Origin of the sequence: Marinomonas polaris DSM 16579 (assembly GCF_900129155.1) — a bacterium.
Classification (GTDB): Bacteria; Pseudomonadota; Gammaproteobacteria; order Pseudomonadales; family Marinomonadaceae; genus Marinomonas; species Marinomonas polaris.
Map to the genome: position 1 here is coordinate 189,612 of NZ_FQVF01000009.1, position 7,239 is coordinate 196,850.

The window sequence follows — 7,239 nt, forward strand, 5'->3', positions numbered from 1 at the left end:
CACGTTTTGCAATTAACGCCAGTAGTGCGTTTGCCTGTGAAACAGCACCCCAGACAAGCAATTCTCCATTTTAAAAATAAGGGAAGTGCTCATGTCGACTATTAATGAATTAAACAGCGAATTGAACAGCGAAGCCAATCAACATAAAAAACCAACCAACTTATCTAAAAAGCAGTCTCGTGAAGAATCACGCCAAGCCGCGAAATCTTTTATCGAATCATTACAAGCAAGACCTTTTCCCGCGTCTGAACGTATATATCTAACTGGCTCAGACGACTCGATTCGCGTTCCTATGCGCAAGATCAATCTGACAGACACACCGATTGGTTCTGATCCAGACAATCTTACTTTCGAACCAAACGAAGCTATTTATGTTTACGATTGCTCTGGTCCTTATGCTGATCCGCAAGAAAATATCGATGTTTACCGTGGTTTGGCGCCAATGCGTGCGCCATGGATTGATAAGCGTAATGACACCGAAGTATTAACGAGTGTGTCATCTGAGTTTGCCCAGTCACGCTTAGAAAATTCTGCACTGGACGAATTACGCTTTAAAGAATTGCCTAAAGTGCGCAAAGCTCGCCAAGGTAAATGTGTGACGCAAATGCATTACGCTCGCCAAGGCATCGTCACGCCGGAAATGGAATACATCGCACTGCGTGAAAATCAGAATATCGATGCGATCAAGAGCGAGTTGTTATTGAAGCAGCATCCTGGAAAAAGCTTTGGTGCTAATCTGCAAACTCGTATTACTCCAGAGTTTGTGCGCGACGAAGTCGCAAGAGGTCGTGCCATTATTCCTAACAATATTAATCACCCTGAATCTGAGCCAATGATTATTGGTCGAAACTTCTTGGTGAAAGTAAACGCTAATATCGGTAACTCTGCCGTGACGTCTTCTATTGAAGAAGAAGTAGAAAAACTGGTTTGGTCTACTCGTTGGGGCGCGGATACCGTGATGGATTTGTCTACTGGTAAAAATATCCACGAAACACGTGAATGGATTTTACGTAACTCTCCCGTGCCAATCGGTACTGTACCAATTTATCAAGCCTTAGAAAAAGTCGATGGTGTGGCTGAAAATCTTAATTGGGAAGTATTCCGCGATACCTTAATCGAGCAAGCGGAGCAAGGCGTGGATTATTTCACTATTCATGCGGGTGTATTGCTGCGTTATGTGCCAATGACGGCTAAGCGTCTTACAGGAATTGTGTCTCGTGGTGGTTCCATCATGGCTAAATGGTGTTTGGCACATCACAAAGAAAGTTTTTTGTACGAACGTTTTCGTGAAATTTGTGAGATTTGTGCGGAATACGATGTGGCTTTGTCGCTTGGTGATGGTTTGCGTCCGGGTTCGATTATGGATGCCAATGACGAAGCGCAAATGTCGGAACTTCGCACCTTGGGCGAGCTGACGAAAGTTGCTTGGGAATACGATGTGCAAGTGATGATTGAAGGTCCTGGGCATGTGCCGATGCAATTGATCGAAGAGAATATGACAGAACAACTTAAGCATTGTCACGAAGCGCCGTTTTATACGTTGGGGCCATTAACTCAAGACATTGCACCGGGTTACGATCACATTACCTCTGGTATTGGTGCCGCTCAAATTGGTTGGTACGGCTGTGCCATGTTGTGTTACGTGACGCCAAAAGAACATCTCGGTTTGCCTAACAAGGAAGACGTTAAACAAGGTTTGATCACTTATAAAATCGCTGCCCATGCGGCGGATTTAGCCAAAGGCCATCCTGGGGCGCAAATTCGAGATAATGCCTTGTCGAAAGCACGCTTTGAGTTTCGTTGGGAAGATCAGTTTAACCTATCGTTAGACCCTGAAACGGCTCGCTCTTACCATGATGAAACATTGCCGCAGGCCTCTGGCAAAGTAGCGCATTTTTGTTCCATGTGTGGGCCAAAATTCTGCTCGATGAAAATCACCCAAGAAGTGCGTGACTATGCGAAAGGTCTAGAGGACGCTCAAAAAATCGATACGAGTGCTTTAGAAGCGAACGCAGTTGATGTCAGTGAAGCCGAAACGGGCATGCAAAAAATGTCCGAGCAATTCCGTGAGCTAGGCAGTGATGTCTACTTAACCACAGATAAGCTTACAACCGATAAATCAAAAGAAAAATCGTTGTAAGTAAAAGGAGGATTTATGTCTATAAAACCTCCTGTTGTCTGGTGTGTGGGCGGGTCGGATTCGTCCGCCCACGCAGGACTTCAAGCGGATTTGCGTACGGGGCAAGATTTAAACTGCCATGTACAAACGATTATCACCTGCATCACAGCGCAAAACTCCAAAGAGGTGCGCTCTGTTGAACCGGTTTCTTTGACTATGTTTGATGAGCAATGGCAAACCTTGCTCGATGATGTGCCGCCAAATGCTATTAAAGTGAGTTTGCTTCCTTCAATCGAGATAGTTAAAGCGTGCTCGAATTGGTTGAAACTTATAAAAATATATTTCCCGAAAGTGCAGGTGGTATTTGACCCAGTTATGGCGGCGAGTAGTGAATCGGGCAATCAATTGCAGCAAACCGACGCAGGTGCGAGTTTGCTGGATCATATTTTGCCGTATGTAGATGTGATCACACCAAATTTGATGGAGTTTAGTGCGCTTACGGGCTTATCTGGTGAACTGGCTATTGAGGATTTGCAAGCTGAAATGACACCGTATTTCGCAGCGTCTGAAAGCCGTTGGTTGCTTAAAGGAGGCCATTGCAGTCACTTAGATGGCTCAACTGACTGGTTAGTAGATCGCAACTCTATCATTGGTTTCGCAAGTGAAAGGCTTTCTGTACACAATACACGAGGCACGGGTTGTACCTTGTCGACAGCGCTGGCTAGCTTTATCGCCCATGGTTACGATTTTCTAGATGCTATGACCATGGCCAAAGCCTATATCACGGGTGCATTAAAAACCGGTGTGCAAATTGGTGAAGGGGCAGGGCCGCTTGGTCGTCCTGGTTGGCCGTTGCAAATTGAAAATCTGCCAACAATTGTCACCCCAAATAATCCTACGACGTCGATAAGTTTGCCTTTTGCCAAGATGGATCTCGATAAAATGGGCTTGTATCCAGTAGTGGATTCCATTGCTTGGTTAGAGTTAGTGCTCAAGCAAGGAGTGAAACTCGCCCAGTTGCGTATCAAAGACCCTGACGATGAATATCTGGAAAATAAAATCCAGCAGGCGATCGCCTTGGGCAAAGAGTACGACGCCCAAGTCTTTATCAACGACTATTGGCAGCAGGCCATCGCCTTTGGCGCTTATGGGGTTCATCTTGGCCAAGAAGATTTAGATTTGGCAGATTTAGCACAAATCCAAGCGGCTGGCATGCGGCTTGGCATCAGTACTCATGGTTACTATGAAATTGCCCGCGCTCAATCCATTCAGCCAAGTTACATCGCGTTAGGTCATATCTTCCCTACACAAACCAAAGACATGCCATCTCAGCCGCAGGGACTAACTCGACTTGCCCATTACGCGACTTTATTAAAAGGCGTGTTTCCAACCGTTGCGATTGGTGGCATCAATGCAGAGCGCTTGTCTGCTGTAGCTCAAACAGGTGTTGATAGTGTTGCATTAGTAACGGCTATTACCAAAGCGGTTGAGCCAGAAGCCGCGACTCGATCACTTATTTGCTTGTTTGAAATGCACTTGAACACTCAAAGAAATAAGGGAGGCAAGTAATGAAAATCATGCTGAACGATGCGCCTCATGAATTCTCAGGGGAAACTTTGCAGGACTTGCTTACTCATTTAGACAAGAGCGAGCAAGGCATCGCTATTGCGATAAATCAGCAAGTGGTGCCAAAGAGTTTGTGGCGCAGTACTGAGTTGAATGAGCAGAGTCAGGTGTTTATTTTTGAATCCATTGCTGGGGGCTAATATGTCGTCTTTATTTATTGCAGGACACGAATTTCATTCTCGACTTTTTACTGGCACAGGGAAATACGCCAGTGCCGACGCCATGATGGATTCTTTAACCGCCAGTGAAAGTGAGCTGGTGACTTTGTCATTACGTCGCATGGATTTAAAAAACCAGACGGATAATATTCTTAAGCCTTTGCAGCAGCAGGGCATAAAACTGCTGCCCAATACTTCCGGTGCTCGCACCGCGAAAGAAGCGGTATTTGCTGCCGAGCTTGCCAGAGAAGCATTGCAAACCAACTGGGTGAAGTTAGAGATTCATCCTGATCCGCGTTACTTGATGCCAGATGGCATGGAAACCTTGTTGGCTGCCGAAGAGTTGATCAAAAAAGGCTTTGTGGTAATGCCTTATGTCCATGCTGACCCTGTGCTGTGTAAACGATTAGAAGAAGTGGGTTGTCAGTGCGTGATGCCGCTTGGATCGCCGATTGGATCGAATATGGGGTTGGCAAGTCGCCCATTTTTGGAAATCATTATCGAGCAAAGTACTGTGCCTGTGATTGTGGATGCTGGTATTGGTGCACCGTCTGATGCGGCATTGGCGCTAGAAATTGGTGCTGATGCGGTATTGGTGAATACCGCTATGGCCGTTGCTAGACAGCCAGCACAAATGGGTAAAGCTTTTAGACTTGCGGTGGAAGCGGGGCGAATGGCGTATGAGTCCGGTTTGGGGGAAAGGCGAGTGCAGGCTCAAGCAACGAGTCCATTGACTGATTTTCTCGGGGCATTGTCATGATAGACGGAACCAGTAATAAAATTCGTTTGTTAGAACAAAGCCCAGCGTTAGAAGGGCAATTTAGTCATTTTGTGGAGAGTACAGATTGGCAAGCAGTGACCCAATCTCATCAAGAGAAAACCGAACAAGATGTGTTGCGAGCCTTGAGTAAGGACAAGCTCGATGTCGATGATTTCGCTGCCTTGATCTCGCCAGCAGCAGAGCCTTATTTGTTGGAAATGGTCGCGAAAAGCGAACGACTTACCTTGCAGCGTTTTGGCAACACTTTGAGCTTATTTGCACCCTTGTACTTATCTAACACTTGTGCGAACGAATGCACTTATTGTGGCTTTTCTATGAGTAATGCGATTAAGCGTCTTACGTTGAATGAAACTCAGGTGGGAAAAGAAGTCGCAGCGATTAAGAGTAAAGGTTTTGATCATATCCTTTTGGTGACTGGGGAAACTAATAAGGTTTCCATGCCGTACTTTGAGCGCATGATTCCCTTGATTAAGCCGCATTTTAGCCAGCTTTCCATGGAAGTTCAGCCATTAGATGCTAGCGAATACAAACAGCTACAAGGTATCGGTCTGGATGGGGTGTTGGTTTATCAAGAAACCTATCGTCGCAAAACCTATCTTGAGCATCATCTGCGGGGTAACAAATCAAACTTTAATTATCGCCTCGACGCACCTGATCGTATTGGGCAGGCTGGTATTCATAAGATTGGTTTGGGTGTGTTACTTGGCTTGGAAGACTGGCGCACGGATTCGGTGATGATGGCGCATCATCTACGGCACCTGCAAAAGCGCTATTGGCGAAGCCGCTTTAGTGTGGCGTTTCCGCGTATTCGTCCTTGTGAAGGTGGCATAGTGCCAAAGTCGATAATTTCTGATCGACAATTGGTTCAGCTTATTGCGGCGTGGCGTTTGTTTGATAGAGATTTAGAAATGAGTCTGTCTACTCGTGAATCACCTGAATTCCGTCATCATGCGGTGCGAATGGGTTTTACCACTATGAGTGCAGAATCCAAAACCCAGCCGGGTGGATACGCGGATGACTCTCAAGAGGCTCTTGAACAGTTTGAGATCAGCGACGAGCGACCAGTCGCTGAAATTATGGCGATGATTCGTGAGCAGGGACGTGAAGTTGTCTGGAAAGACTGGGATCCTGCGCTTTCACATGTTTAAAAAGAGGATGAGCGTAAAGCCATTCATCGCCATTCCTAAGAATATGTTCGGTCTTACTCGGTTAATGGGGAAAATCTGCGAATGCGCATTTTCCCTTACGCTCTCATGACAAGTTGTGCATCTCGATTCACTCTCTTTGACACTGTTTGACAAATAAATGGACATAATAGACTTCATCCAAACAGGAAACAGAGCTTAAGGAGCCAACTATGTTTAATCATAAAAAAGCAGGAATGATGGGTGTTATCGGTTTGAGTGCCGCGATTATAACCGGTGTAGCAGTGAGTGCTTATGCAGAAACAAAATCACCTCAAAGTGATGTCGTCAAAGGCCAAGCCACTCAGGAAGCTCCAATGAATGCAGTACCAAGTCATGAGCAGCTTGCAAGCCGTATGGCTCAACAACTTGGTTTAGATGAAAAAACGCAGTTGAAAGTATCTGATCTTTTTGAAAAAGATGGCAAGGCGATTCGTAAAATTCAAGAGCAGCTACAAACAACTCAAATGGAGCTAAGTAGCCTGTCACCGAGTTCAAAAGATTATATGGACAAAGTTGATGATCTTGCAGAAAAAAGCGGTGAGTTAACCGAAGATCTTACCATTGCCTATGCAAAAAATAGAGCAGGCTTGTATGCCTTGTTAACTCCGCAACAGATTAAAAAGCTGGAAACGCCAGCACAACCACAATCTTAATTTTTCAGTAAATCATTTCCCTTTTTACTGAAATCTATTACTGATAATCCCCTTTATTAGTAATCCTGTACTGAGAGCCTTGCCCCAGCCGTCAAAAAGCTGGGGCTTTTTTGTTTTTTGATGCTCCGTGTCTGATGTTTGTAACAGTCGTTTATTAGGCTATTTTTGCCTCGCTTATAATCCATTTTGCAAACTTTTGTACTGGAAGCTCATTTAACATAATGGACTCCGGCAAGACTAAGCAGAATGTCTTGGAGACAATTGCGCTCTCCGGCCAAGGAGCGATTAAGTTACCAAGTTCCAGTTCCTTTTTTACATATATGCGTGGCACTAAGGCAACGCCTAGGCCTGAAATAGCCGCTTCAATCAACATAGTATGCAGATCATAACGAGCACCAATGGCGGGATTCGTTAATGTTATGTTAGTTTCTCTCGCATAATCTTGCCATGCCTCTGGATTTTGACGTCGATGCAAGCGAGGTAAATTATCCAATAGTGCCTTTGGTTCATTGTCTCCGAGAAGAGATGGATGGCATACAGGAATCAAAGTCTCCTGAAATAATCGATAAGTTCGTTCTCCAGCCCATGCTAGATGTTCAAAATGCACGGCGGCATCAAAACTGTAGTGGTCAAGTAAAACTGGCCACGGTTTTAGAGTTTTCCCAATATAATCGTTCTGATTCATTGGGTGATAACCCACCATTATACTGATGGG

Annotated in this window: 7 protein-coding genes; 6 read left to right on the forward strand and 1 reads right to left on the reverse strand. The window is 45.2% G+C overall.

Features of this window, described 5'->3' with window-relative positions; genetic code table 11:
- The first annotated feature begins 91 nt into the window (after window positions 1-91).
- The 6 genes from thiC (at window position 92) to BUA59_RS11730 (ending at window position 6,524) form a co-directional block, all read left to right on the forward strand.
- Entirely contained in the window at window positions 92-2,140 is a 2,049-nt protein-coding gene (thiC, locus tag BUA59_RS11705; protein ID WP_245813139.1) for a phosphomethylpyrimidine synthase ThiC, read from the forward strand.
- 15 nt (window positions 2,141-2,155) lie between these two features.
- Entirely contained in the window at window positions 2,156-3,688 is a 1,533-nt protein-coding gene (gene thiE / locus BUA59_RS11710; protein ID WP_072839873.1) for a thiamine phosphate synthase, read from the forward strand.
- Entirely contained in the window at window positions 3,688-3,885 is a 198-nt protein-coding gene (gene thiS, locus BUA59_RS11715) for a sulfur carrier protein ThiS (protein WP_072839874.1), read from the forward strand. The genes thiE and thiS overlap by 1 nt, the downstream gene beginning before the upstream one ends.
- A gap of 1 nt (window position 3,886) precedes the next feature.
- A complete protein-coding gene (locus BUA59_RS11720; RefSeq protein WP_072839875.1) occupies window positions 3,887-4,663 on the forward strand; it encodes a thiazole synthase in 777 nt (258 codons plus the stop codon).
- On the forward strand, window positions 4,660-5,832 hold the full coding sequence (gene thiH, locus BUA59_RS11725) for a 2-iminoacetate synthase ThiH (RefSeq protein ID WP_139248865.1): 1,173 nt from the start codon (window positions 4,660-4,662) through the stop codon (window positions 5,830-5,832). The genes BUA59_RS11720 and thiH overlap by 4 nt, the downstream gene beginning before the upstream one ends.
- Window positions 5,833-6,041: 209 nt before the next feature.
- Complete coding sequence (locus BUA59_RS11730) at window positions 6,042-6,524, forward strand: Spy/CpxP family protein refolding chaperone (protein ID WP_072839876.1); 483 nt, start codon at window positions 6,042-6,044, stop codon at window positions 6,522-6,524.
- 154 nt (window positions 6,525-6,678) lie between these two features.
- Here the strand turns inward: BUA59_RS11730 and BUA59_RS11735 are convergent, their stop codons facing one another.
- On the reverse strand, window positions 6,679-7,131 hold the full coding sequence (locus BUA59_RS11735) for a LysR substrate-binding domain-containing protein (RefSeq protein ID WP_072839877.1): 453 nt from the start codon (window positions 7,129-7,131) through the stop codon (window positions 6,679-6,681).
- Between the last annotated feature and the right edge of the window lie 108 nt (window positions 7,132-7,239).